The organism is Pseudomonas sp. A25(2017) (genome assembly GCF_002001065.1).
GTDB classification, from domain to species: domain Bacteria; phylum Pseudomonadota; class Gammaproteobacteria; order Pseudomonadales; family Pseudomonadaceae; genus Aquipseudomonas; species Aquipseudomonas kilonensis.
Genome location: NZ_MUOA01000060.1, coordinates 58458 through 82857, shown reverse-complemented (window position 1 = coordinate 82857; position 24400 = coordinate 58458). Strand labels below are relative to the sequence as shown.

The following is a 24400-nucleotide window of genomic DNA, read 5'->3' as shown; positions in this document are numbered from 1 at the left end:
ATGTCTTTAGCTGATCTTTCTGTAGAAAACACCATCGTGGTCATCACTGGCGTTGGCGTTCTGGACGACTGGGGTCGCACTGACCCGCCGTTCACCGTCGAGCACATCGATGATGTGGCGAACCTTAGCCGCGGGCTTGGGGGGAACGCTGTGCGCTTCCACCGCAAGAACCCAGGCCTACGCCTGACGGTGAATCTGATGCCCGGAAGTCCGCAAGCCCTGGCCTTGCAATCGCAGATCACTGCTAAAGCTGAAATCTCCGGGTCCTACGCCTCGATCGCAGGCCTGGAAGGTGCGGTGTTCAGCGAGGGAGTTGCAACTCGCGGCAAGTCAATGGCCCGTGGCGGCCCTGGCATGAATGACGCGACCTTCATCATGGAATTCAACAAAGGCGTGATCGTATGAGTTCGGCAGAAGCCTACATTCGCACCGTCGAGCACGAGGGTGTGACCTACCGGTTCGCCATGCCTAGCGCGGAGAAGCAGCGCGCGATCCTGTTCCGTCTGGGAAAGTACGGCGTGGAGCCGATGATTCGCGGCCTGGCCTTGGCCGAGATCGGTGCTAATTCTTCGGTGGCGGTCGCCGGCGGCATCGTTGGCAGCATGCTGGCCCGGATGCCCGAGGATGACTTCAACTTCATCTGCGACTCGCTGCTGGGCAAGCTGTTCAAGGAAGGATCCTCTACGCCGCTGACCCTTGAAGATTTCTCCGGACGGCTGAAGACCTACTTCACCATCGTGGTGCTGGCTCTCGGGGTCACCTTCGAGGATTTTTCCGGACTCCTGACCCTCTTCCAGAAATCTACCGCTTCAGCCGAGGCGCCGGATTCGAGTCAGGAGAACGAATCAACCCAGCCGTCGACTGGGAGCTCTGGCGTCCCTGCGTAGGGATTCCGGGCCTGTGCCCGCCGCTCTGCACGTATCGAGACCTCACGGACGGCACCTATTCGCTCGGCTGGGTCAAGCGGGCGAACCTGGTCATGGATGAAATGATCTACGCGCGCCACCTGGCTACCGCAAACAATCAGAAATAGCCCTGCTCATGCGGGGCTTTTTGTTTTTCAAGGAGCCGGCCCGTGAAGGTGCTCGAATCGTTTCTTATAGCCCTGGGCATGAAGGTTGACGAAAAGTCTTTTCAGAAGGCTGACGCGGCTTTCGGCGGCCTGACCAAATCGGCTTTACAGCTCGGCGCCGCCCTGGCGGGCAAGCTTGCCATCGACAAGGTGGTGGGCGACTTCAAAAGCGCTGGCACCGAGTTGAATAACTTCAACAAGCTGACCGGCATGAGCACGCAGAATGTGCAGATGCTCGGTCAGGCGCTCAAAGCTCAGGGCGGCAACGCCTCGGACGCCTTCGCGGCAATGAAGAAGATCCAGGACCTGATGGCGTCCCCCATCACCGGCGACACGGGGTGGTTCGGCGATGTCGCAAAGCTTGGCCTCAACCCTGATGTGATCATTGGTGCACAGAGCACTGCCGAGGCCCTGGCCGGGATTGCTGGCGAGTTCGAGCACATGAGCGCCCTCAACCAGCGCCTGGCAGGCCAAGCCCTTGGCCTGGACGATTCCACCGTGCGGCTGCTGATGCGTGGCCGCGACGAAGTAGAGAAGCAATTGGACTCGCGCGGCAAGCTCGCCCTGATGACCCAGAAGCAGATCGAGGACGCCGCCCGGCTGACGCACGCCACCAGCGAGCTTGACCAGGTGTTCACCGACATCGGCAATACCATCGCCGGCGAGCTGACCCCTGCCTTCGCGGAAATGGCCGAGGACTTCGTGGCCTTCTACCGCGACAACAAGGATTTGATCGACTCTGGCCTGAAGGAGTTCTTCGGAGGTCTGGCCGACAATATCGAGCTGGTTTCGGCGGCACTGATCCTCATGGGCGGAGCCGGGGCACTGAAAGGCTTGGCAGCCCTGCGCGCCGTGGTTGGTCTCGGCGCGGCAAGTGCTGGTGCTGCTGGCGGCGCTGCGGCTGCCGGTGCCGGTGCCGGTGTCTCCATGGCCGGCGTGGCCGGAGTAGGCGCTGCGGCCCTTCTGTACTCGAGCAGCCTCAACGTCGGCGAAGACACCGACCTGCTGAACAGCCGCCTGAAGAAAGGCGGCGGTGAGGCGGTTGCTGCGGTAGTCGACTACTTCATGTCGAAAGGCTGGACTCAGGACCAGGCTGAAGGGATTGCCGCCAACCTGGAGCAGGAAAGCGGGTTCAAGGCGAACGCATCAGGTGACGGCGGCCAGGCCTACGGTCTCGCCCAGTGGCACCCGGACCGGCAAGCGGAGTTCGCCAAGCAGTACGGCAAGGACATCCGCAACTCTACCGGCGCCGAGCAGCTTGAGTTCATCCAACACGAACTCACCAAGGGCAATGAGCGCGCTGCCGGCAAGAGCCTGCGCACTGCCACCAGCTCCTACGACGCTGCAGCAATCGTGTCTCGAGAGTATGAGCGGCCAGGGATTGACGACGTGGCGAGGGACCGCGAGGCGGCAAGCCGTGGCGATCGTGCCGCCGGCTACACCGACAACCGCGTGTATCACATCAATGGCGCGGACACCGAAAAGGTCAAGCAGGTGCTCAACGAGCAAATGGGCATGATGACCGAGCAGACCATGCAGGATTTCAAGAGCCCTGAACTATGAGCCTGATGAGCATCTTCACCAAGACGCTGCCAAAGATCGGGCCGCTGGAGTTCGACGCAAAGCTCGAAGGAATCACCAGCAAGGCAATCAGTCTGACGCAGTACCCGGTCGAGTTCGGCGCCAACACCAATGACCACGCAATCCTCCTGCCGAATCGCTACCTGCTGACTGGAGCGGTTTCCAACAGCCCTCTCGGCCTTGGCCTGGATGACATCGGGATGATGGGCGCCGGCGCGCTGGCAACAGTCGTGGGTGGCGTTGGTGGGGCGGCGATCAGCGCCGTGTCCGCTTACCTGCTCTCTGGCGGCGACGATACCAGGGCCTCTACGGCCTGGGCGTCACTGACCGCGCTCCTGGAGGCCCGCGCCAGGTTCGACCTGGACACCGGCAAGGAGATCATGCGCGACATGCTGCTCGTCCGTCTGGATGAGCGTACGAGGCCCGAGAACGAGGATGGCCTGGTGTTTATCGCCGAGCTTCAACAGGTTCGAATCGTGCGCTCCACGGTTGGTCGTGGGGTCGCATCGGCTGACCAGCTCATGCAGAACGATACCGTGTCCACCCAAGGCGCGCCGATGGTCTCCACCGGTGATGCAGCAGTAGAGGTAATGCCATGAGCCGTTACAGCGTAGCCGTACAGGCACTTCCGGCCCAGACCTTCACCGCGCGCCTTGGGAAAAACACCGTGACGATTGAGCTGCAGTGGATGGCAAGGCTTGAAGTGTTCCGCGTGAACATCCTGACCGCCCTGGGCGCGCCTCTCACGATGGGTAGGTTCCTTCTGCCAAACGTCAACCTTCTGGCTGGAATTTACCCGCCGCCGGCCGTTGCCTACGGGTCGCTGGTCCTGGAGGGCGACCTTGCCACGCCTGAGAACCTGGGCATCGATAACGTTTTGGTGTGGTCCGATGAGTGATGAAATCTTCCTGCGCAGCTACCGGCTCAAGCTGGGGCGCGATACCGGAACTCGCATCTACCAGATGCGGGTCGGTGAGATTGTTCCCGGAGATAACGACGGCCTGCGCATCACGTTTCAGGCCACCCACTTCGCTGGCGGCGCGTTCAGCGTGGCCGAGATCACCATCTACAACGTATCGCTCCAGGCTCAACGGCAAATGCTCGGCGACGGAATCAGCAAGCGCTACCAGTTCATTTCGCTGGAGGCTGGCTACGGTGACCTGTTCGGCGCGGTCTTTGTCGGGCAGATCGTCAACGTGCAGCGGCACCTGGAAGACGGTGGCGCCACCAAGGGCATTCGCTTTTTCTGCAAATCCTCCGCCAAGGAGCGCGACCAGAACCTGATCAACCTCACCCTGTCGCCGGAAACCGATCCCGTCCAGATCATCGAGGAATGCGCTTCGGTGTTCGGTGCCGAGATCCAGTTCTACGGGGATTTCTCGGAATTGAAGCGCCGGTCGCGCGGAACGGTTTTGCAGGGCAGCCCCACCGCCTGCATGAACGAACTGGGCGAGACCTTCGCCTTCGACTGGATGGTCGAGAACGGCGCGATCAAGATCATCAAGCGCGACTTCGCACTGGATAACCAGGTCTACGTCATCAGCGCCGGCACTGGGATGATCGGCTCCCCGGTGGTCAGCGACACCGAGGTCGGCATCCGCTACACCCTGAACCCAAAGATAAAGCTGGGCGACACGATCAAGCTTGAGTCCATGGCGCCGCGCTTCGAGTTCTCCGGGGCGTTCTTCTACGACGTGCCACGCACGATCGGTGAGGGCTACTACAAGATCAACTCGCTGGTGTTCGCCGGGGACTCTCACGGCGACCAGTGGGAAAGCCAGATCAGTTGCCTACGCCTCAGTGCGGCGGCCCAGGCCGGTATTTCACAAAGGGCAACCCGATGAGTGATCCGCTCTCCTCAAGAACGCAGGCCGAGTACTCCAAAATGCTGCGCGGGATATTCGGTGAGTACCTGAAAGACAACATGCGCACCAGCGTTCCCGGGCATGTCCTGAGCTTCGACCCTGCCACGCAGATGGCTGAAGTGCAGATCGGCCTGATGCTGGAAGACCGCCTAGGCGTGCAGCAGCCCCGCCGGCCAATCATCCATGTCCCGGTTCAATTCTGGGGCGCCGCCGGCGGCACGCTGGAATGCCGAGTTGCCAATAACACCGAGGGCGTTCTGTTCTTCTCCCAAGAATGCATCGACTCCTGGGTCGACCAGGGTGGTGTGGCGGTGAAGTCGGAGCCGCGGCGGTTCTCGATCAATGACGCCTACTTCATCCCGGGCGTGCGATCGATCCCCGGCGCGATCGCTGATTTCTCCAACGACGGCATCCGCCTGCGCAGCAATGACGGCTCGGCCTATTTCTGGATTCACGACGACAAGTCTCTGGAAATCGGCGGCGTCGCGCTGAACGTAAAGTGCCCCGTAAACTTTGAACAGGCCGTCACCACCATGACCACCATCCACAACCAGGGCGTGAACATCGGCAAGACCCACACCCACAACGGCGTCCAGTCGGGCAGCGGAAACTCTGGAGTGGTGAACCCATGACGGTACGAAAACTGGACGCTGATGGCGACCTGGCGATGGGCGGCGAAGAGTTCCTAACCGGCTACACCGCTGAAGAGGTGGCGCAAAACGTACTGACCAGGCTGAAGTTCTTCCTGGGCGAATGGTTCCTGGACACCACGGACGGCACGGACTGGTTTGGGAGCGTGCTTGGCAAAGGATCGGTACTTGCGTCGAGAGAGTCGGTGATCCGCCGTCGAATCCTGCTTGCCCCCGGGTGCGCCGGCATGACGGCCTTCAGCCTGACCACAGACATCGCCACGCGCGAGCTCACCGTGAACGCGTCAATCGTCAGCACTTCTGGCGATAGCATCGAAATCAACTACGTCCAGGCGATCGTCTAATGGCACAAATCACTGATCAAGGCATCACCGGCCGCTCGCTGAACGAATACCTGGCCGATATCGAGGAAAAAACGCTCGCGATTGATCCCGAGTGGAATATCGACGCAGACAGCCCGGACGGCCAGCGCATCGGTATCGAAGCCGAGCTGCTCACCAACCTGGACGAAGCGGTGGTTGCGGCGTATCGCAGCAAGGACCCGGACAGCGCCACCGGCGAGGCTCTCCGCAACATCGGAAAAATCTCAGGCATACCGATCCGTGACGCCACCTACTCGGTCGCTCCGATCACTGTTACAGGCCAAACCAGCGCTACTATCCCGGCAGGATCCCAGGTCCGCAGCCGGATCGACAACACCCTCTGGCTGACAACGGCAACGATCGTTATCGGCATCGGGCAGACCGCGAACGGCTTTGTTACCTGCACCACGTCAGGCCGGGTCCTGGCCTCACCAGGCGAGCTAACCATAATCGGCACGCCGATCAGCGGCTGGGCCTCTGTCACGAATGGAGAAGCGGCGGCCGGGGTCCCGGCAGAGAGCGACGAAGACTTCAGGATTCGAAGGGCTGACGGGGTTTCCCGGGCCGGCAGCAACATGCGCGACAACATGCACGCGAACATCGCAAGCGTGTCTGGAGTGACTGATGTCATGGTCCTGGAGAACAGCAGCGTCTCACCTTTCGACTCTGATGGCGTGCCCTACACCGGGATCGCCGTGATTGTGAACGGCGGATCGGATGCCGACATCGGCCTGGCCATGTACCAGAAGCACAACCCTGGCACGCCAATGCTGCCGCGCTACGACGCAAAGACTGACACCTGGGTAGATGCGCCTGGCGCCAATGGCGTGAAGGTCGATGTGGTATCTCCCGTCACCGGGAACAAGAGCGTGATGACCTTTCAACGCGCCACCGGGCTTCCCATTTTCGCGGAAATCACGATTCAAAAAGAGGGCGATCTTCCGTCGAACATCGAAGACCTTGTGAGGGAGGCGGTTATTGCCGACTCGACGCGCAGCCTCTTCAGTGGCGAGACAACCACAGGATTCAACCGTGGGGGCTATGACATCGGTGAGAAGGTTCCGCCTGGGCGCCTGTACACGCCGGTCAACAAGGTGCTCGGCCTGTATGGCGACAGCTACATCACCTCGCTGACGATTGGCCTTACCGCTCTGGCGCAGGGTCTCACGCCGATCCAGCCAACCATTTCACAAATCGCCACCTTCGACGCTGAAAACATTGCGATAACGGTGCTTCCATGATCATGGACCACGTAGAGCGCGCCAAGTCGCGCATCATCAATGAGTACCGCGATAAGCAGCGGATGGTTCGGTGGTTGACCATAACGCCGGAAATTGCCAATGACCATCTTGAGGGCGCTCTTGATCAGGTCTACGGCAGCTACGACGTGGACACGGTTTCCGGCGAAATGCTTGATGTGATCGGGCGGATTGTTGGTGTCGCACGACCAATACTGCGCGCGGCTGAGTTTGATGTTTTTGGCTATTCCGGGAATGACAGCTACACAAACTACAACGTTGCCCCCTATATCGGAGATGGCGGATCATCTGATTTACCGTTAAATAATGATCTCTACCGGAAACTGATCAAGGCGAAGATCGCCAGGAATATCAGCGACGGTACGGCCGACAGCATTATCCAGCTCCTGGAGATCATTATCGGAGTAAAGGTCACGGCACTGGCCAGCAACGGCGACAAGTCGTTTGATATCGGTGTCGCCTCGGAACTGGACAATACCACCCTGTACCTGATTGAGAACTTCGACATTATCCCGCGACCGCAAGGGACGAGGATTGGCGAGATTTTTGTTCTTCCAATCAGCATCGACGAAATCGAAGCTTCTTCTTCGCACATTTATGAATACGCGAACTTCACCCTTCCTGGAGATTTAGCCTGATGTCAAGACAGCCCTTCAATACACGGTGGGCTCAAGGCGTTGAGTCCGAAGACAATCTGAACTCCTTCAAGGCCCCTGGCGATGTGCGTATCAGCACTGGATGGGAGGGTGGACAGGACAAAGATGCGCCGCCAGCCGGCCAAGAAAACTGGTGGCATAACCGTGTCGATAGCGCACTTCAGGACATCGAGCGAAAAGGTGCAATGGCTTGGCACCCGCAGGCCATCTATGGTCTTGGAGCCCCATGCTACGCGACAGATGGTTATTACTATGAGTCGACAGAAGATAACAACGCAAATAACAACCCGGTTTCAAGTACGGGCTATTGGCGTCAAATCGGACAATTTCTGTATTCGGCATTCAGTGTTGGCGAATACAAGGATGTCGCCCATAACGGAAGCCCTGACCCTGGCTGGCTGAAGTGTAACGGAAGCCTGTTGTTGCGTTCGGCTTACCCAAAATTGTTTGACAAAATTGGCACAACCTATAACACGGGCGGCGAACTGAGCACGCAGTTCCGGCTTCCTGACTGGCGCGGCGTTTTCCCAAGATGCCTTGATGAAGGTCGCGGGATCAACAGTGGTCGCATGCTTGGCAATGCTGTCGAGCAGAGCCAGAACAAGAGCCACACCCACAATATCGAGTCTTGGGGTTCTACTGGGTTCGATAATACTGGTGGGGCATACGCCGTAACTGCGGACGTTCAGGGCAGCAGGACGGGCGACATTTCCACGCAGAGCTCGGGCGGTGACGAAGCCCGGCCGATCAACTTGGCGCAAGTTCGCTGGATTCGATACTTATGAGACAGAAGACCGTTTACCAATACGACGAAGAAGGCTGGTACATAGGCAAAACCCTGGCCGATGCCGATCCGGTGGTGGTTGATAACTGGCTGTTGCCAGCTCGCACCACCGAAGTAAAGCCGCCGCTGTTCACTGCCGGAAAGATCCCGAAATGGGTCGGCTACAAGTGGAAACTCATCAACACGTAGGTGAAATATGGAACGCAAGCGCAAGCGTCACTTCAGCGACAAGATGGAAAAGTTCTGTCTTGCCTATGTTGAGACAGCCAATGCTGCTGAGTCCTATCGAATCGCCTACAACACGGAAAACATGGCCACGGCAACCATCGGTCGCGAAGGCTACAACACTCTGCAGAAGCCCCAGGTTCAAGCCAGGCTAGAAGAATTAAGGAAGCAGGTCATGGAGCGTCACGAAATCACCGTCGACACGCTTCTGGCCGAACTGGAAGAGGCTAGGAAGGCGGCGCTGGGCGCCGAGACCCCTCAAACATCTGCCGCGGTCTCGGCAACCATGGGCAAGGCCAAGTTGCTGGGCCTGGACAAGAAGATCGTGGAGCTTACCGGGAAAAATGGCGCGGCCATTGAAACCAATTCAACAGTCACGGTTGACCAGAAGGCCTTGAACTCCGTGCTGGGCTGCCTATGAGCAAGCTGCTCGACTGGGATGTAATGAGCAGCGCGGAACGACAAGCAGCAAAACTCATCAGCGAGCACTCGCCGCTGTCGTTCATGCGCGTATTTTTCCAGTTGAACCAGGGCATGAAGATGCTCTGCAACTGGCACCACCGCTACATGGACCACACGGCCCTGAGGGTGCTGTCCGGTGATCTGAAAAACGTCGTTTTCAACATGCCGCCTGGCGGCACCAAGACTGAGTTCTGGTCGATCCATGTGCCGTCATACGCCATGACCATGTACGACCGGACGCGCACGCTCAACGTCTCCTACTCCAAGGCTCTGGTGGAGGAGAACTCGAACCGCATCAAGTCGATCATCACCAGTGATGAATATCAGAATTTGTGGCCGTGCGAATTGGGCAAGGCCGACGTGGCCAACTGGGTCATCACCGACGAGCGCGGGCGCAACAAGCACCAGATCTTCAGCCGATCCACCGGCGGCCAGATCACCGGCGTGCGTGGCGGCTATATATCCGAAGGCTTCACTGGCTTCATCAACCTGGATGACCCGGAGAAGGCCGACAGCGCCTTCAGCGCAACAATGCGGGCGAAGGCCCAGCGCATCGTTACAAACACCCTGCGCAGCCGGCGGGCATCCCCAGACACGCCCGTCATCTGCACGCAGCAGCGCCTGCACACCGATGACGTGTCGGGCTTCCTGCTCAAGGGTGGCATGGGCCTGGACTTCGCGCACATCAAGGTGCCGGCCCTGGTCACGCGCGATTACATCGCCAGCCTGCCTGATGAGATCCGTGAGCACGCTGAGCGGGACGTTTTCGGAAGCCCTTCGATCACCCGCGGCGGCGTCGAATACTGGTCTTACTGGCCCGCCAAGGAGACGGTTGACGACCTGATGGCGCTATGGGATCGCGACCCTTACACCATGGTCAGCCAGTACCAGCAGGAGCCGGTAGCGCTGACTGGCGGCATGATCGACGCTGACTGGTTCAAGACCTACGAGCAGTTGCCGTTTCTGGTGTGGCGCGGCGTGTACGTCGACACCGCGCAGAAGACCGGCGAGCAGCACGACTTTTCGGTCTTCAATCACTGCGGCCTGGGCGTGGACGGAAACCTCTACCTGATCGATGTGCATCGCGGTAAATGGGACGCAGGTGATCTTGAGGCTGAAGCTCTGCGCGTGTGGCAAAAGTGGAAGGACTGGGACCAGTTCCGACCTGCCGCCCTTAGATACATGCGCGTCGAGGACAAGTCGTCTGGCACCGGCCTGATCCAGACCATCAGCAAGAAGGGCGCGATACCGATAGAGTCTCAGCCGCGCGGCCCGGCTGCCAACAAGGTCACCCGCTGCATGGACGCTGTTCCGTGGCTTAAGTCGGGCCGAGTGTTCGTGCCGGCCATTTACGACGATCAGGGTCGTAAGATCGAGCACGTCAAGGATCACCGCGGTGAGATTGTTGCTTCAACGGATTGGGTAACGCCGTTTCTCACCGAGGCATCGGCCTTCACCGCTGACGACACCCACGACTTCGACGACCAGGTGGACACCCTGTTCGACGCGGTCGCGGACATGCTCATCAGCAACAACGGCGACTTCTTCTCAGGCAACTGGCTTTAACCCCAACCAACAAATACCCCGACTTTCGTTGGCCGAATCCGGCCGCGCTCATTAAACACGCCCCAAGGAAACGATATGACTGACCAGACTCAGCGGCTTGAGATCGCTACGGTTCGAGCAGAGGTGGGTAGCAATATCCTCAGCCGGTTCTCGAATGACGCTATCGGTGCGGGCGGAATTCCAACCGAATCAGGCGACATCAAAAATCTGAAGCTGATCATCAAGGAGATCGAGGACAAGGCCAGCGTCTCTTCTTCGATCTATCCAACCGTGGCGGCTGGTCTTGCGGAAACGGTAGAGGGCGGGATTTTCCTGGTCGCCTCCGCTGAGGATGACGAAATCTACGCTGTGTGGAAAAAAGTCGGCGGAGTGGCCGTGGACACCGGGAAGCGCACCCTGTCCTCCCAGGCGGTGGAAGACGCGACAGAAGCCGCGCAGGCGAGCGCTACTGCATCTGCTGCGTCCGCGCTTGCCGCTCAATCCGCAGCAGCGAATGCCGCCGAGGACTTCCAGGAGATATTCGACGCTGATCAAGCTGCCCGCGAGATTGAGTTCAACGACTTCATGAACTCGATCGGCTTTGAGTCCATATATTTGCTCTACGGAGCCGGCATTGTTGTTGAGCGACAAACCCAGCTAGTGCAGCGCGATGGCGAGCTTTACCGCGTCATGAATGCGTCTGATATTCCTCTTACCTTGACCGGGACGTGGGCGACTGATGCGCCGAAGCTTGAGGCGATGGGCGATGCCGTGCTGAGGCAGGATCTGATAAATGGCGACGGAAGCCTGGTCGGCATGGATGGCGGTACGAATCTAAAGGCTTGGGGATCGCATCTTAGATTCCCCGAACAGTTCGCCAGCCTGCAGGCTTGGGCGGCTAGCGGCGGATCGCTCGGGATCAAAGGTGGAACCTACTCGGTATCCAGTGAAATCGCGTTCCCGTTTGGTACTCAACTGCACACTTTTGGAGACGTCATCCTTGACGCAAGCGCGGCGGTTACCCTGGGAAATTTCCCGAATAGCTGCGCGGTGCGTCTTGGCGGCGGAAGTTTTTCGGCCATGCCCGCGCTGAGCATCAACTACCTGAAAGGCGCCATCTTTCTGACGTTCATCGCTCCGCATGGATTGGGGGTCGGCTCCGTCTTCAGCATCTACAACCCGACAGACTTCAGCTTTTGCAGCTTCCGCAGTTACTACCGGGCGGGCGAGTTTTGCCGAGTTGCGGCAGTTATCAGCCCCACCCAGGTGAGATTGACCAAGCCGCTTTACACCGGCTATACCGCTGCCGCTGTGAATCTGTACAAAATGAACGGCGGTTCTTTCGCCCTGCATGGGTCGTTGAAGGTCATTGCGCCTGAAGCCCTGGCATCGGTAATGGCTGTTCGGGCTCAACGCCTGATCGACTTCAATATCACGGGGCTCAAGGGGTACAGCAAGCAGTCGTCAGCCGCCATCGAACTGGAAAAATGCTTCAATGGCGAAGGGCATAGCCTGGTGGCTGAACAGGGGCTGCTTTCTGGCACTGGCAACGATTACGGACTGATCTTCTCCAACTGCCAACATATGCGAATGGAGGGCTACTTCTCGGCCTCTCGCCACGGCATTACGACTGGCGGTTACGGCGACATCGGTAGCGTTCCATGCAGAGAGATAGAGTGCAGTGGCACTGCCACAACTACCTTCGAAGGATCTGCCCACGCGGTGGATACGCACGGCAATACCGAATACTTCACTTTTAAGGGTAATATCTACGGTGGTTTTGATGGTGGTGGAAACCACATCACGGTGAAAGGCAATGTGTTTGCGGCCGACGACGGCATTGCATTTTATCATGCCGAAATGACGGGTTATGACCGGGATTACTCCGGGGTTAGGGTTTATTCCGATACCGACCCGGCGGCGGCGTCCAGGGGGGTTATCGACCTTGGCGGGAACAACACATCTAGCGCTGCAGCCGACACCGTTGGCGGTGTATTTGACTGTTCAGGAATGGTCGTTTACGCCCCTGCGGCGATGTCGATCTTCAAGCTGATTCAGCGAAACTCCGTGGCTTCCAACATACGGGTGAAATTGGATGGCGCGCAGGTGGCGCAGGCCGCCGCAGGCTATGAGTCTGTCCGAGCAACACACTCTGGCGGCACGGCATTTGCCAGAACCAGTATGGCCGGCTTCGAAGCCCCTGGCGAGGCTGCCCAGGTGCACACGGCATCCGAGTTGACCGGCGTATTTGCCAGTGGGTTTGTTGATATTTCTGTTACTACCGCGCAGGCCTCAGCGAATGCTGTAGTGAATTTTCCCGTCGGGATATTCAAAGATGCGCCGAATGTGACGGCCAGCGCTAACACCACTTCGCTTGGGTCAACGTCAGTCAGCGCTAACACTAACACCCCAACCGTTTCCAGCGTGACGGTTACGGTTAAAACTGGCAGCTTGGGTAACTTTGGTGCGGCTGGAACTGTCCGTGTGTTCTGGCGCGCCTCCACAGCGAGATAATTATGAAATATAAGATGCTTCAAGACAGCGTTATAAACCCGGACGTAAAGCTGGGCTCACTCGTATACGACTGCGTAGAGGAGGACTTTGGGTGTGCGAAAGCCGAGTCTGACTTTACCGGACTACCTCATATCTCGGTCACTCTGGACCCAGATGGTGGCTATCCATGTTTCGTGGCTCCGCTGGGCATTCTCGAAGTAGCTTAAGTTTCAGGCAGCCCACTGCTTCCAGTGGGCTGTGCTGGTTACTTAGCCGAGGTAGTGATGGACTGAATTTCGTGCGCCACACGCTTAAATTCAATCATGGCGTACTTTGCATTAACTCGCACACGTTCGCCTGATTGAATTGGAATGGTTTTTACTTTCTTCCATTTCTTCATGTCCCAGCTTTCAAGAACTGTGAACTCTGCGCTTTTGTCGCCGTTTGCAGTGGCGCGGATATAAGGCTTTCCCTTTTCCATAGGCATAAGCACCCAACCGTCGCAACGTATTTCCATTTTTGTCTCTGGATTGCCATCAATCGCACTGTTAAGCACATAGATGATCTCGTTCGTGCCAGGCTCCCTGCGATGGTTACACTCATCGGCTATTGGCGCCAACTCAATGTCTTTCCGGATCGCCATGAGGGAGGTGATAGCCGTTATTCTGTCACCTTTCTTAAACTCTACTTCCAGCTTGTCAGCCTCGACAGGCCACTTAAAATTTGCATCAAGCCAGAGCTTGTCGTTATTTCTAACTTCTTTGAGCGCGACAACTTTGCCTCGGCGGTATGCCTTGACGTCAAAATCTATAGGGCGCCTTGCCAGATCTAGAGCGTCAATAGCAACACCCTTAAAGCGTGTTGGCTTTTGAGGCGTTATTGTAAAAGTCGTTGGGAATTCGTTAGTTGTCCATGATGCCCCGAATAGAAGCGCCTTCGCTCGCTCTGGGCCATTTGTCTTGCTGTTTACAGAATAGGAAGCCTCATATTTGTCCGAGTTCATTTCGTATGACTGGAAATGTGAGGCCCATTTCAGGAAATCCGAGTCCCCGAAATATTGGTACATCCATAGAAGCTGGCTGACATGCAAAGAGTTGTATCCGCCGCGCTCTGCTGTTCGTCTCGTTGGTGCGGGCCAGTCTACGGAGTAATATGAAATAAACCCTCCATCAAATTTTGGGAGGTCGCGTTTAACTGCGGCGACCCCTTTCTTGATCAGCTCGCTCCATCGAGGATCTTTAGTGATGTCGTAAATGTCCGCTAAGCCCATGAGCGCAGTGATATGCCCATTTAGCACTTTATAACTGCGGCCATTTGGGTCTGGTGCTTCCTCGACCCACGTAACGCCATTGTCAAAAGTGACGACACCTCCGCTCTTGAGGTCGTGAAGGTATGTCTCCATCGCTGCATCAGCAGCAGTCTTATATTTTGGATCTCCAGTAACCGCGTTCGCTCTGTAGAGAATCCCCGCAATACGAGCTTGGCCGATTCCAGAAATCCACCCAGGCGCCAAATCAAAGTATTGATTGTGGAATGGGTAGGTCCATATAGCCATGCCGTTCTTTGTCTCCGCTTGCTCCAAATACCAATCAGCAACGCGTAGAAATTGAGATTTTAATTTTTCATCAGTGCACTTTGTATCCATCCAGTCGCGATAAAGAGCGTTGGCGAAGTTTGAGTTAAAGTAAGGGTTGGCCCACTTTCCAAGGTTGTTGTAGTTCGTTCCATAATCGAAAAGTGTTATTCCGTCTTCCCTTAAAGAAAATTTCCCGTGCGTTGCGTAGTATTGACCTGATGCGCGCAAGGTTCGTGGAGCTACGCCTACGCTCGGACATATATCAGTTTTTGATGTCGGCGCACTTTCCGCATAAGCTGTGTCAATTAACGCAGTTGGGAAAATAAATAAAAATGATGCTGCTAGTTTTAATGTCGTGCTCTTCATGTGCAGTATTGTATATCCGACGTTAAGTGCGTGCATTTTACGATCCGTGTTTTATGGAACGCAGAAAGGTGGGCATGATAGCCATGCTCGCCCATGGTGCCAACCATGCGATGTGGCGCGATGCTATCTAGGTGCGTCTGCCGAAAAGTTTGGAAACATAAAGATCCACATCCAAAAACAGCGCCCGCTGAACGCGGGCTTTTTTCGCCTGGAGAAAAGTCATGACACCAACCGAAAAGGACCGCGACATCCTCGCGCGCACGCTGTGGGGAGAGGCCCGTGGCGAGAGTTTCGCCGGCCAGGTGGCCGTGGCCTGCGTGATCCGCAACCGCGTGAACGACGGCAAGGCCCGGTCCTGGTGGGGCGAGGGCTATGCCGGCGTCTGCCTGAAGCCGTACCAGTTCAGTTGCTGGAACAAGAACGACCCGAACTATCCGTACCTGAGCGGTGCCAAGCCGATCCCGCCGAAGCAGTTCGCCCAGGCGCAGCGGGCGGCCGACCTTGTGATCTCCGGCCAGGAGCCTGACATCACCCGTGGCGCGACCCACTACTACGCCACGACCATGCCGAAGGCGCCGGCCTGGGCCAAGGATGCCACCCAGACCCTGCGCCTGGGCAATCACGTTTTCTTTAAGGATGTGCCATGAGTCCCCTGGGGCTGAAGGCCTGGGCTGTTGGCGTTCTGGCGCTGCTGGCTCTGGCCGTGGGCGCGACGTGGAAGGTCCAGGACTGGCGCTACGGGAAGCGGCTGGCGGAGCAGGCCGGCCTGCATCAGTCGGATCTGGCCGAGATCAGCAGGGCCGCCGCCGCCCAGGTCCAGACGGAACTGGGCAAACGCCTGTTGCTCGAGCAGAACCTTGCCACCAGCGAACAAACCCACCATCAGGTACTGACCAATGAAGAGGAAAAACAGGCTCGCCTTCGCGATCGCCTTGCCACTGCTGATTTGCGGCTGTCAGTCCTCCTTGCCGAGGATCCAGCCAGTGGCTGCGCAGTGCCTTCCGCCTCCGGCGCCGTCGGCGTGGTTCATGGAGCTCGTCGAGCCCAACTTGACCCAGCGCATGCTCAAAGAATTATCGCCATCACCGACGCCGGCGACCGGGGGCTGATCGCGCTGCAGGCGTGCCAGGCGTATGTGCGAGAGCTGAATAAATAGGGATTGTGTTCGGTCGGCAGGACGCCGGGGGAGGGAGGTACCACTGTAGGAATATACAACGCTAAGTTATTGATTCTTATAGGATGGTAACGCTGTTTTTTCTAACGCGCCGTGCAGGTGTTTTCCTTTAATTTTCATAGTGTTACACTCGATTCACGGTCACCTTGACATGGTGGGGGTCGTTGGTTCGAGTCCAATCGCGCCTACCAAACAAAATCCGCTCTGCTGGGCGGTCTAGAAGGGCTCACCGAAAGGTGGGCCCTTTTTTGTTGGCGCACACATAAGGACATGGTCATGCGGGTTGTCACTTCCCTAACTTTTCTTGCTTTAGCACTTGCTGGTTGCTCTGGAATACCTTCAGTTCCATACGAAGAGCCTGCTCAATCAGAGGGAATGGCGCGTGTTCGCGTTATCACGAACGCTGACGTGTATGGCGATAGCATCGTCGGCAGTTGTGCTCCTGCTACCCGGCATAAAATGGCTGAAGCCGGACGTTTCGGGCAGGACGGTACGGCGAGCATCAACTATCCGCAGTATCCCCTGAAGTCGGCGAGCGTTGGCGTACCGAAAAGAGTTTGGCCCAGCCTTATCCAGTACATCCCTGCAATTCGGATGGGGGAAGGGGCTTACAAAGAGGTCGTAACCGAGTATCGCGTCAGGGCGGATCTGCCATTCCAAATTGCAACCCGGGGCGCGACCATTGCGGGCAACGGCAGCTCTTACCGGACCTGTGGTGGCCAGGCGCTCGTTTACAAGCTCGAACCAGGGAAAGACTACGAAGCGGTGGTAGGGGTGGATGGCAGACCAAGCAAAGATGGCGAGCCAGCGCTAATTTGCATGTTGGCGGTTCTCGAACTTACCACTTTGCCTGGCACTTCGATTGTGATTCCCCAAAAGCTGACGCATGCTGCGGCTCCGCAGGTGGTCTGCAAAAACTGATAAGCACAGCCCGCCGTCGAGCGGGTTTTGCGAGAAAATAAATCCGTCCCCTTTTCCATTTCCATCAGACGTCAGTTCAGGATCGAAAACTGCTTGCCCCGCTATTGCAGCGGAACATACACATCAGTTTGCCAGTGATCCTGCGGTGTCTCGGGATAGACGCTCAGGTAATGGAAGAACAGCGGCTGGTCACGAAGTTCCTCTCCACTGGCAGGAAGCCAATCGCGGTAAATCGGATAGATCGTTTCGCCGATGTGATCCGGTGACCCCACATGTCGTACCACGACGCAGCGACCGCCGGGAATGACGATTTCGCGCACGCCGAACTCATTCGGCGCCACGGCCTCGTGAATCTCGCCGCAGATTGCGAAGCGGAATGCTTGCGCAGGTGTCGTATCGGGGTTGCCATAGGGAATGCCGAAGCTGCGACTCGACGCCACCGGCGACTGTCCGCTCTGCTTACGCCACTCGATGAATTTTCGCACGCTCTCATTGACGAGCCCGGCGGGCCCGCAGTGTTCAAATGCAGCGACCCTGACTTCAGGGAATTGCACGATTCGTATTTGCATGATGATAGTCCTGGAAAAATGAGGGATTGCGAACACCGCATTCCAGACCTGCCAGTTCGGCTCTTTCCTGAACGCACTCGGCGTCATACCGAACGCCCGCCTGAACGCCCTGCAAAATGCCTCCGGGCTTTCGAAGCCGGCACCGAGTGCGGCCTCCAGTACCGAGTGATCAGCGACGGCGGCTAGGCGATGCGCCGCGCGTCGTAATCGCATCAGTTGCACATAACGTGAAACAGGCACGCCTACGAACGCGGTGAATTGTCGATGGAAGTGAAATGCCGAAAAGTTCGCCACATGGCTCAACGTATTCACCGACAGATCACCTTCGAGATTCTCATCAATGTAGGCGAGGACGGCGTTGAAGCGTTTTGTGTAAGCGAAGTTGGTCGACATGTCAGACACTGGGAAAAGGCTCCTGGAAGTACGGTCGGCAATAGAGTCGACTATAGCGACGTGAACGCGCCTAGCCGCGTTTGCTGATTCCATTACGCCCTCCTGAAAACAGATCAGGAGGTGTAAACCTTATTCAGGACGGGACACCTACGAGATCGTTTTTAGCAACGCTGATGGCGCTGGCTCCTGATGGGCTGACAGCTGACGTCACCAAAGAGCAGCTTCAGGCCGATTCTGTTGAAAAAGTCGGTCATCAAAAACTGCCTGATCATCGACCCGTGAAATCTGCCTCTGGACACCTCAGCCGAAAGTAGAGATTTCAATGTCGGACGCGTACTTTTCAGCTGCGCAAACCATGGCCGACTTTTTCAACAGAATCGGCCCAAAACGGCTCTTCAGGAACGGTAGCTTTCACCAAGGACAATCATTACGAATGTGAGCTTAGTACTGACACAGGTAATGAACTGTAGACTAGCTTTTCGTTTTTATGGCGCGATGATTGGTCCTGATAAACGGCGTATTAGCTAGCTTAGTGAAGTGTACGAGGTATCGAGGCTGGCTACGGTCAATCTGGAATCATTTGTCATGCTACTAAGATTGTCCCATAAAATCTCAGCATTCGCGCCTAGCTTTTCTTTACGACGATAAATATTAATTTCTAAGGCTATATCAAATTCTGTGTTGCCTGCACGAACCAAATCTTTCCTTTCCAGATCGTTCCGAACGATCTCCAAAGGAAGCCATGCAACGCCTAACCCAGCTATCGCCATAGAGCGAAGACCGTCGGCCAGAGAGCTATCATGAATTTTACGAAGTACTGGCAAACTTGGATTGACCTTTAGAGATTTTTCAAGCGCCCAACCTAAAGAACAATCCTGGCGGTAATGAAGGTACGAGATTTCACCTCTAGGTGAACCAATGCTATTTAAAGGTTCTCCCAGCAAATTAGGTGCGCTCACAGGAACTAGCCACTCGCGGCCAATTTTCAAACACTCAAGTTCCCCTGGGGAAAATATTTTATTAAGATGTTCATTAATGCCATTATGGTTGTCTTCAAAAGCGATAACAAAATCCACTGAGCGATTAGTTAGATGCTTGAAGCATTCAGGAAGGTTAGCGAAGTCTATGGAGAAGCGAGTTGCCTCTAATTGCTTACTCGCCCGCGGTAACCAAGCCGGAAAAAACGCTCTCGACATGATATGTGGCGCAACAATAGAAATTTGCCGCCTGAATTTCTCTTGGGTACGGATAACCGAGTTTCTCGTTTTTTCTAACAGCTCTACGATTTCGACAGCAGCAACATGGAACTCGGCACCCGCATCGGTAAGCTCTAGCTGGTGGCGTGCACGATCAAACAACGAAGCACCTAACCATTCCTCTAAAGCGGTGATCCTACGGCTCAAGCCAGAGGTTGTCACATTGCAATGTATCGAGGCTTGGGAAAAGCTTCGAACGCGGGCCAGCACGATAAAATCCTTTAAGGTTCGAAAATCCGTCATCTTGCTGATCTCGCAATTTTGTGGTGGTCGTATCATGACATGCGCAACCAAGGGTCTGAAAGTCAAAAAAACCGCTATGACATGAGGTTTTGTCAAAAAAACTTGCTTAATCCGCAACGTGCGAAATTGGCAAACTGATAAAACGTCAAAGCCCAGCCGACACCGATATTGACAAGGTACTAGTCAGCGTACCGGCACAGTCGATTAAAGGGTATTTAACCATTTGACAGGGAAGTAATATGAGTAATCCACAGAACACTCTTATCTTAGGGTGCGCGTCCACGGGTGCAAAATTTACCCCCCGCAACCATTATCTCACTGGGGATAAGCTTCTCGATTCGATTTGTACAGGCGCGACTATTAAGGGAGACCAAGACGCCATCGTTAAAGAAGCAATCGAACTTTACGATCTCGGATGCCGTTACTATCACTATCATGCGCGAAACCCGATAACGCAGGAACAAACAACCGACAATGACATCTACCAAGCGGTGAGCCGAAATATACAGCGCTCCTGCAAAGACGTTCTATTGAGTTTCGGGGCTAGTCGGAACGGTAAAGAGGTTCAAGAAAACATTAGGGCGTTTGGTGAATGGGAGCGGGTTAGCCAATGCGCTTTACCTTTACATTTCGGCGGAGCTCACTTTGTCACCATTCAAGCCGCGATAGAGCTACAGATCATATGCGAGTTGGAAAAGAAAACGCAAAAACTCGATTTTGAGTATATGCACAGCTCTGCTTTTCTCGAAGACATAAACAAATACGTGCCGTCTGCACGTGTTGCGCAGGCCACCATGGAAACAAATTCCACGAGTAAAGGCGCCGACTATGGTAGTACTTCACCGTCGATACAGTTCCAGGTATACAGGAGTGCGATTTCAGCTCGCAGACAACTAGGGCTGTTTCATGAGGTAGAATGGGTTCAACTTGCTCGAAGCTACGGCATGACGCGGTTCGCCGTTGAGCATCCATCTTTGCAGCTGGGCAGCTCCGGCCAGCTAAATATCATCCTATTATTCGGGTTCTCCAGTCGTCTTCCGTTTCCGTCATCATATGACGAATTTTGCAACATAATTAACGTGGCCAAGAGCTTGGAATCTGATATTTCCAATCCGGATTATAAGAAGCGTAAGATAACCATCACTGTCGGTGCCGCGATTATTCCCCAGCAAGCACATCTGCATTACCAGGCGGTGGACGTTGGTCCACGGAAAGGAACAGAAATGTGTGCTTTAAGGAGACTTGCTACATACGCCTGCCAGCCGGGAAGCGGCGTAGATATTCTACGTGTAGGCATGGAAGATACACCCTACGGTGTGGGCGCGGGGGGAGAAGTGCATATGTGTGACAACCGACAACTCATGGAGTATGTGCTTGAAGAAATTAGCTATAATAATGTAGCGCCTGAGCTTAATCCAGAAGCTATCATTAACCGTATGGGGCTCGATATTGTCAGGGATGAACATCTCATCGCACAACGTCAAAGACCTCTTGGCATATCAGAAAGTGCTGGAGCTTTTCAATGACTGATGTAAGCAGTTTGCGCCAAGAATCCAATTATCGCTGGATTATTCTTTTAATCGCCACGGTGGCCCAAGCGAGCGCCTGTTTCTTTGTACAAGGTATCGGTGCTATTGCTATTTTCATCCAACAGGATTGGAACCTGTCCACCATGCAAATAGGATTATTGGTCTCAGCTGCCCAATTAGTCCCTATCCTCGGCTTGCTAGTTGCTGGCGAGTTACTAGATCGATTTGAAGAGCGCATAGTTGTTGGTATGGGGACGCTAATCGTTGCAGTCGCACTTTGCGCTTCAACGCTTGCTAACAGTTACCTATCATTGCTTATGTTTTTGATCGTGGTCGGTGCTGGCTACAGCACTGCGCAACCTGGCGGCAGCAAATCTGTTTCTAGCTGGTTTCCAAAAAAACAGTTAGGATTTGCAATGGGTATCCGCCAGGCGGGCTTGCCTTTGGGAGGTGCGCTCTCAGCGGCGATACTCCCCTACATTGCCACCCGTTGGGGGTGGCAGTACTCCTTTTTAGCGGGCGGACTTGTCGCATTGTTTGGGGCTCTAACTTTTTTAAGTTTTTATCGCTCTGCCAATCCTAACAAGCCCCGTCCGGTGAAATCTGATAAAAAGCAACTAAAAGCCGTTTTGGCTTCAAGATTATCCATGCTCAGCGACCCCGCGATGAAGAATATTATATTCTCGGGTGTTAGCCTGGTTTCGGTCCAGTATGGGATTTTGATATTCACAGCACTTTATCTTTATGATCTGCTCGATTTGAGCATCACTGCCGCTGCCACATTACTGTTGATTGCCCAAGGAGCGGGCATAGCCGGGCGAATCATCTTGGCCGCTTGGAGTGATCGCTGTAAATCGGGTCGGTATTTCCCTGTGTTGATCTGTATGCTCGCCGTTATTTTCGGCTTAATCATTCTCGCTTGGTCTCCTTTGCGTTCTTTCTGGATGTTGAGCATATTAGTTGGCTGGCTCGGATTCTTCGGTTTTGGCTGGTATGGTCCATGGGTAGCCTACGTTGCTGATTCCGCGCCACCGGATAAGACTGGATTCGCACTAGGTTTAGCCATGGCAATTAATCAAGTTGCGATTGTCATAATGCCACCCGCATTGGGTTTCCTGAAGGACTGGTCTCATAGTTATTTGCCAGGATGGAGCGTGTTGATAATCATGACTCTAACTGCGCTGGTTTGCACAGCCTGGAGCACACTGGGTATCTCAAAATCACCGTCGCTGAGTAATAAATAGCCGTTGGCTTTTTGAACCATTGCTAGGAAAGGGTCGACCTTGAATACTCTCAAATATCTAAGTCATTCAGAGCTTTATGCGTTAGCAGAACGCTCCCATTCCGTTCGTGATGTCTGCGTTTGCACGAAAAAGATACTGGTAGGGTGGGAAAGTCCTCTGATTTCCCTGCCAGAGACCCTGTTAGTCGATATTGGCACGCTCATGTATGACGTCGAGGAAGTGATGACGCTCACCGAGTATCATCCGAGTGATACTAATTACTGGTCGTTGGATGCTCCGATTGCACCGCTCTACTTTCCCTACAATCTATGCAAGATTTCTGAGTGCTCTATTTGCGGTCGCTGTTTCTTACGCTACACCGAGAGCGGTGCCTACCATATGGAGAATAGGATTCGTAGCCTGGACCCCTCCTTAATCATTAGTGCTCCTCTACCTCAGATAGTTGAAGCGTCCTCATCAACTGTGACATGACCCTTGATGGCGCGAATGGCTGCCATGTAAGCGCTGGTTTCGATGCCGACCTGACCCCAGACTTCGCGGCTTTCTCCTCCTTGGCGGTCATATTGTTCATCCGCATCCCATAGCGTCAGGATTTGGTTTGGAAACATAAGAAAAAGGGGATTTATTTTTGCTTCGCTGTGCTGCGAACTTCCATCGAATGGATTCGCTTGGATCAACTGGCAGCCGGCTCGAAAATAAATCCCCTTTTTTCCATAAATGGGCAGAGAATCAGATCCGGCCGTGGGCTCTTGAACGCAAGAACTGGCTCTTCGCTGGGTCGCTACGCAGCGGACAACGGGCCGCGGCGATCATGAACTTAATCCAATCTGCGCGGCTCAACGGGCATGAACCGTATGCTTATTTGAATGACGTCCTTACGTGTCTGCCGACGCAGCGAGCAAGTGAGATTACGCAACCGCCGCCATAGCTGGAGTCCCCCCGAATAACGTAAGCTGGGATGTACGGATACTCACGTTGAAACTCCACATGGAAGACTTGGAATGACTCGAATTATTGAAATCTTGATGTACACCTTAAAGCCAGGATCGGGATTGGGCTTTCATCAAATAATGCAGACTGTAAGTGTTCCGCTTCACCTAGAAGCTGGCATAGATGTCGTTTCTTATGGCAACTCATTACATGATTGTGACAGCTATCACCTGATTCGTTCCTATGAAAGCGAGAGCCATCGCCAAGTATCTCAAGATGCTTTTTACGCAAGCGCTGCCTGGAAACAAGGCCCGAGAGAAGACATTATCAGTCGGATTGAAATCAGTACAACGACAGTTATGACGCTCGCTCAAGACGCAATTGATGCCATCAGAGCTTCCGTAGATCTATCTAGAGTCGAAGCTTGATCCGCGTAGCTGACATCGACAAAGGCAGACCCCGTAGCCTATGGGGATCAGGAAGATGTGTTGGCCGGACGGTTACGTCCAGGCAGCAGCAAGGAGACGTTTTAACGAAAATTCTCTCGGAGTGGATCGGTAACATGGAAGCCTCTGCGGAAGCGCTCGAAGCTCTTCGTATGGCGGCACCTCGACACTTGCCTGCCGATTATTACCAGCTATTAGCGTTCAGCGATGGAGGAGAGTGCCCGTGTTCGGCCCCTCCCTTCAATTTCTGCCTTGATTCGGCGGACACTGCCTCGGACGCTGAGCAGATAGCTGTTCTCGATAGAATCGCGCCTAGTCTATTTGTTTTTGGAAGCGATGGCGGAGAACAATTGTTCGCTTTCGATCTGCGTGGGTCGGAGCCCTGGCCGATAGTTACGTTTGATGGCGTGGATCCAGATGCAAGCATAGAAATCGTGGCAAGCAACTTTACTGAGTTTCTGAAATGGGTCGACTAAGTGAACCCTCACGCGCATTATGGGCCAAGTCCTATAAGTTAACGCTCTGTGAGTGATAACCTACGAGCTCTTCTATAAATGATATTGGATACAGTTATGACAGGCTGTTTGAGGACGCTCGGAGCTAGCCTCGCTAACAGAGTAGTGATCCCCGCCGCTTGGGTATCGGGGCTTGCGACGATAGGATTCTTGTGGGGCATGATAGAGTTTTCGTCCGGTAAGCTTACAGTCGAAGGACGTCAGCTCTTCCTGGCTTCTGTTTCTATTTTTTGCCTCGCCATATGGCACTTGATACGGCGCAAGAGACGAGCAAAAGCACTTGT

At 55.1% G+C, this 24400-nt stretch carries 26 protein-coding genes and 1 pseudogene; 23 read left to right on the top strand and 4 right to left on the bottom strand.

Annotated features, from left to right (window positions below; translation table 11 throughout):
• The 15 genes from B0E42_RS13015 to B0E42_RS12940 all read left to right on the top strand — a co-directional run bounded on the left by B0E42_RS13015 (position 1) and on the right by B0E42_RS12940 (position 12975).
• Positions 1 to 405, top strand: a complete 405-nt coding sequence (locus B0E42_RS13015; protein WP_077506558.1) for a hypothetical protein — start codon at positions 1 to 3, stop codon at positions 403 to 405.
• Complete coding sequence (locus tag B0E42_RS13010) at positions 402 to 887, top strand: phage tail assembly chaperone (protein WP_077506557.1); 486 nt, start codon at positions 402 to 404, stop codon at positions 885 to 887. The genes B0E42_RS13015 and B0E42_RS13010 overlap by 4 nt, the downstream gene beginning before the upstream one ends.
• Before the next feature lie 188 nt (positions 888 to 1075).
• Entirely contained in the window at positions 1076 to 2635 is a 1560-nt protein-coding gene (locus B0E42_RS31295) for a phage tail tip lysozyme (RefSeq protein ID WP_077506556.1), read from the top strand.
• Entirely contained in the window at positions 2632 to 3252 is a 621-nt protein-coding gene (locus B0E42_RS12995; RefSeq protein WP_077506555.1) for a phage baseplate protein, read from the top strand. Before B0E42_RS31295 ends, B0E42_RS12995 begins: the two co-directional genes overlap by 4 nt.
• Positions 3249 to 3551 carry a hypothetical protein gene (locus B0E42_RS12990; RefSeq protein WP_077506554.1) on the top strand — a complete coding sequence of 101 codons (303 nt, stop codon included), beginning with the start codon at positions 3249 to 3251 and terminating at the stop codon, positions 3549 to 3551. Before B0E42_RS12995 ends, B0E42_RS12990 begins: the two co-directional genes overlap by 4 nt.
• Positions 3544 to 4497 carry a hypothetical protein gene (locus B0E42_RS12985; RefSeq protein ID WP_077506553.1) on the top strand — a complete coding sequence of 318 codons (954 nt, stop codon included), beginning with the start codon at positions 3544 to 3546 and terminating at the stop codon, positions 4495 to 4497. The genes B0E42_RS12990 and B0E42_RS12985 overlap by 8 nt, the downstream gene beginning before the upstream one ends.
• On the top strand, positions 4494 to 5150 hold the full coding sequence (locus tag B0E42_RS12980; RefSeq protein ID WP_139353147.1) for a Gp138 family membrane-puncturing spike protein: 657 nt from the start codon (positions 4494 to 4496) through the stop codon (positions 5148 to 5150). The genes B0E42_RS12985 and B0E42_RS12980 overlap by 4 nt, the downstream gene beginning before the upstream one ends.
• Positions 5147 to 5512 (top strand): hypothetical protein, encoded by a 366-nt coding sequence (locus tag B0E42_RS12975; RefSeq protein ID WP_077506551.1) that lies wholly within the window; start codon positions 5147 to 5149, stop codon positions 5510 to 5512. Before B0E42_RS12980 ends, B0E42_RS12975 begins: the two co-directional genes overlap by 4 nt.
• A complete protein-coding gene (locus B0E42_RS12970) occupies positions 5512 to 6771 on the top strand; it encodes a baseplate J/gp47 family protein (RefSeq protein ID WP_077506550.1) in 1260 nt (419 codons plus the stop codon). Before B0E42_RS12975 ends, B0E42_RS12970 begins: the two co-directional genes overlap by 1 nt.
• Positions 6768 to 7427, top strand: a complete 660-nt coding sequence (locus B0E42_RS12965; RefSeq protein ID WP_077506549.1) for a DUF2612 domain-containing protein — start codon at positions 6768 to 6770, stop codon at positions 7425 to 7427. Before B0E42_RS12970 ends, B0E42_RS12965 begins: the two co-directional genes overlap by 4 nt.
• Positions 7427 to 8230 carry a phage tail protein gene (locus B0E42_RS12960; RefSeq protein WP_077506548.1) on the top strand — a complete coding sequence of 268 codons (804 nt, stop codon included), beginning with the start codon at positions 7427 to 7429 and terminating at the stop codon, positions 8228 to 8230. Before B0E42_RS12965 ends, B0E42_RS12960 begins: the two co-directional genes overlap by 1 nt.
• Complete coding sequence (locus B0E42_RS12955) at positions 8227 to 8418, top strand: hypothetical protein (RefSeq protein WP_077506547.1); 192 nt, start codon at positions 8227 to 8229, stop codon at positions 8416 to 8418. The genes B0E42_RS12960 and B0E42_RS12955 overlap by 4 nt, the downstream gene beginning before the upstream one ends.
• Before the next feature lie 7 nt (positions 8419 to 8425).
• Positions 8426 to 8875: a terminase small subunit gene (locus tag B0E42_RS12950; RefSeq protein ID WP_077506546.1), complete on the top strand. Its 450-nt coding sequence runs from the start codon at positions 8426 to 8428 to the stop codon at positions 8873 to 8875.
• Positions 8872 to 10482: a phage terminase large subunit gene (terL, locus tag B0E42_RS12945; protein ID WP_077506545.1), complete on the top strand. Its 1611-nt coding sequence runs from the start codon at positions 8872 to 8874 to the stop codon at positions 10480 to 10482. The genes B0E42_RS12950 and terL overlap by 4 nt, the downstream gene beginning before the upstream one ends.
• Before the next feature lie 75 nt (positions 10483 to 10557).
• The gene (locus B0E42_RS12940; protein ID WP_077506544.1) at positions 10558 to 12975 is read left to right on the top strand and encodes a hypothetical protein; all 2418 of its coding nucleotides are present in this window, start codon (positions 10558 to 10560) and stop codon (positions 12973 to 12975) included.
• 244 nt (positions 12976 to 13219) lie between these two features.
• Here the strand turns inward: B0E42_RS12940 and B0E42_RS12930 are convergent, their stop codons facing one another.
• Positions 13220 to 14932 (bottom strand): D-glucuronyl C5-epimerase family protein, encoded by a 1713-nt coding sequence (locus tag B0E42_RS12930; RefSeq protein ID WP_077506542.1) that lies wholly within the window; start codon positions 14930 to 14932, stop codon positions 13220 to 13222.
• Positions 14933 to 15117: 185 nt separating this feature from the next.
• Here B0E42_RS12930 and B0E42_RS12925 point away from each other — a divergent pair, with 185 nt between their 5' ends.
• The 3 genes from B0E42_RS12925 to B0E42_RS12915 all read left to right on the top strand — a co-directional run bounded on the left by B0E42_RS12925 (position 15118) and on the right by B0E42_RS12915 (position 16991).
• Positions 15118 to 15543, top strand: coding sequence for a cell wall hydrolase (locus tag B0E42_RS12925; protein WP_077506541.1), 426 nt, complete (start codon positions 15118 to 15120; stop codon positions 15541 to 15543).
• Complete coding sequence (locus tag B0E42_RS12920) at positions 15540 to 16052, top strand: lysis system i-spanin subunit Rz (protein ID WP_077506540.1); 513 nt, start codon at positions 15540 to 15542, stop codon at positions 16050 to 16052. The genes B0E42_RS12925 and B0E42_RS12920 overlap by 4 nt, the downstream gene beginning before the upstream one ends.
• A 294-nt stretch (positions 16053 to 16346) precedes the next feature.
• The gene (locus B0E42_RS12915) at positions 16347 to 16991 is read left to right on the top strand and encodes a hypothetical protein (protein ID WP_053189513.1); all 645 of its coding nucleotides are present in this window, start codon (positions 16347 to 16349) and stop codon (positions 16989 to 16991) included.
• A 101-nt stretch (positions 16992 to 17092) separates the two neighbouring features.
• Here the strand turns inward: B0E42_RS12915 and B0E42_RS12910 are convergent, their stop codons facing one another.
• Positions 17093 to 17962, bottom strand: a complete 870-nt coding sequence (locus B0E42_RS12910) for a GyrI-like domain-containing protein (RefSeq protein ID WP_077506644.1) — start codon at positions 17960 to 17962, stop codon at positions 17093 to 17095.
• Positions 17963 to 18477: 515 nt separating this feature from the next.
• The gene (locus B0E42_RS12905) at positions 18478 to 19452 is read right to left on the bottom strand and encodes a LysR family transcriptional regulator (RefSeq protein WP_256578295.1); all 975 of its coding nucleotides are present in this window, start codon (positions 19450 to 19452) and stop codon (positions 18478 to 18480) included.
• A 239-nt stretch (positions 19453 to 19691) separates the two neighbouring features.
• On the opposite strand from B0E42_RS12905, the gene B0E42_RS12900 reads away from it, so the two are divergent.
• A complete protein-coding gene (locus B0E42_RS12900) occupies positions 19692 to 20978 on the top strand; it encodes a 3-keto-5-aminohexanoate cleavage protein (protein WP_077506538.1) in 1287 nt (428 codons plus the stop codon).
• Positions 20975 to 22225, top strand: coding sequence for an MFS transporter (locus tag B0E42_RS12895; RefSeq protein ID WP_018610843.1), 1251 nt, complete (start codon positions 20975 to 20977; stop codon positions 22223 to 22225). The genes B0E42_RS12900 and B0E42_RS12895 overlap by 4 nt, the downstream gene beginning before the upstream one ends.
• A gap of 434 nt (positions 22226 to 22659) precedes the next feature.
• On the opposite strand, the gene B0E42_RS30155 is transcribed toward B0E42_RS12895, so the two are convergent.
• Positions 22660 to 22902 (bottom strand): hypothetical protein, encoded by a 243-nt coding sequence (locus B0E42_RS30155; RefSeq protein WP_139353146.1) that lies wholly within the window; start codon positions 22900 to 22902, stop codon positions 22660 to 22662.
• A 44-nt stretch (positions 22903 to 22946) separates the two neighbouring features.
• Between B0E42_RS30155 and B0E42_RS12885 the strand changes: the two are divergent.
• From B0E42_RS12885 to B0E42_RS12875, 3 genes and pseudogenes are all read left to right on the top strand, one after another.
• Positions 22947 to 23153 (top strand): annotated as a pseudogene (locus tag B0E42_RS12885) (transposase domain-containing protein); the annotation flags it as partial.
• 73 nt (positions 23154 to 23226) lie between these two features.
• Complete coding sequence (locus B0E42_RS12880; protein ID WP_077506536.1) at positions 23227 to 23583, top strand: NIPSNAP family protein; 357 nt, start codon at positions 23227 to 23229, stop codon at positions 23581 to 23583.
• A 134-nt stretch (positions 23584 to 23717) separates the two neighbouring features.
• Positions 23718 to 24077: an SMI1/KNR4 family protein gene (locus B0E42_RS12875; RefSeq protein ID WP_077506535.1), complete on the top strand. Its 360-nt coding sequence runs from the start codon at positions 23718 to 23720 to the stop codon at positions 24075 to 24077.
• The last annotated feature ends 323 nt before the right edge of the window (positions 24078 to 24400 follow it).

Coding starts and splice junctions, on each gene's coding strand:
- B0E42_RS13015 (WP_077506558.1), top strand. CDS start 1: ATGTCTTTAGCTGATCTTTCTGTAGAAAACACCATCGTGGTCATCACT.
- B0E42_RS13010 (WP_077506557.1), top strand. CDS start 402: ATGAGTTCGGCAGAAGCCTACATTCGCACCGTCGAGCACGAGGGTGTG.
- B0E42_RS12995 (WP_077506555.1), top strand. CDS start 2,632: ATGAGCCTGATGAGCATCTTCACCAAGACGCTGCCAAAGATCGGGCCG.
- B0E42_RS12990 (WP_077506554.1), top strand. CDS start 3,249: ATGAGCCGTTACAGCGTAGCCGTACAGGCACTTCCGGCCCAGACCTTC.
- B0E42_RS12985 (WP_077506553.1), top strand. CDS start 3,544: ATGAGTGATGAAATCTTCCTGCGCAGCTACCGGCTCAAGCTGGGGCGC.
- B0E42_RS12980 (WP_139353147.1), top strand. CDS start 4,494: ATGAGTGATCCGCTCTCCTCAAGAACGCAGGCCGAGTACTCCAAAATG.
- B0E42_RS12975 (WP_077506551.1), top strand. CDS start 5,147: ATGACGGTACGAAAACTGGACGCTGATGGCGACCTGGCGATGGGCGGC.
- B0E42_RS12970 (WP_077506550.1), top strand. CDS start 5,512: ATGGCACAAATCACTGATCAAGGCATCACCGGCCGCTCGCTGAACGAA.
- B0E42_RS12965 (WP_077506549.1), top strand. CDS start 6,768: ATGATCATGGACCACGTAGAGCGCGCCAAGTCGCGCATCATCAATGAG.
- B0E42_RS12960 (WP_077506548.1), top strand. CDS start 7,427: ATGTCAAGACAGCCCTTCAATACACGGTGGGCTCAAGGCGTTGAGTCC.
- B0E42_RS12955 (WP_077506547.1), top strand. CDS start 8,227: ATGAGACAGAAGACCGTTTACCAATACGACGAAGAAGGCTGGTACATA.
- B0E42_RS12950 (WP_077506546.1), top strand. CDS start 8,426: ATGGAACGCAAGCGCAAGCGTCACTTCAGCGACAAGATGGAAAAGTTC.
- terL (WP_077506545.1), top strand. CDS start 8,872: ATGAGCAAGCTGCTCGACTGGGATGTAATGAGCAGCGCGGAACGACAA.
- B0E42_RS12940 (WP_077506544.1), top strand. CDS start 10,558: ATGACTGACCAGACTCAGCGGCTTGAGATCGCTACGGTTCGAGCAGAG.
- B0E42_RS12930 (WP_077506542.1), bottom strand. CDS start 14,932: ATGCACGCACTTAACGTCGGATATACAATACTGCACATGAAGAGCACG.
- B0E42_RS12925 (WP_077506541.1), top strand. CDS start 15,118: ATGACACCAACCGAAAAGGACCGCGACATCCTCGCGCGCACGCTGTGG.
- B0E42_RS12920 (WP_077506540.1), top strand. CDS start 15,540: ATGAGTCCCCTGGGGCTGAAGGCCTGGGCTGTTGGCGTTCTGGCGCTG.
- B0E42_RS12915 (WP_053189513.1), top strand. CDS start 16,347: ATGCGGGTTGTCACTTCCCTAACTTTTCTTGCTTTAGCACTTGCTGGT.
- B0E42_RS12905 (WP_256578295.1), bottom strand. CDS start 19,452: ATGACGGATTTTCGAACCTTAAAGGATTTTATCGTGCTGGCCCGCGTT.
- B0E42_RS12900 (WP_077506538.1), top strand. CDS start 19,692: ATGAGTAATCCACAGAACACTCTTATCTTAGGGTGCGCGTCCACGGGT.
- B0E42_RS12895 (WP_018610843.1), top strand. CDS start 20,975: ATGACTGATGTAAGCAGTTTGCGCCAAGAATCCAATTATCGCTGGATT.
- B0E42_RS12880 (WP_077506536.1), top strand. CDS start 23,227: ATGACTCGAATTATTGAAATCTTGATGTACACCTTAAAGCCAGGATCG.
- B0E42_RS12875 (WP_077506535.1), top strand. CDS start 23,718: ATGGAAGCCTCTGCGGAAGCGCTCGAAGCTCTTCGTATGGCGGCACCT.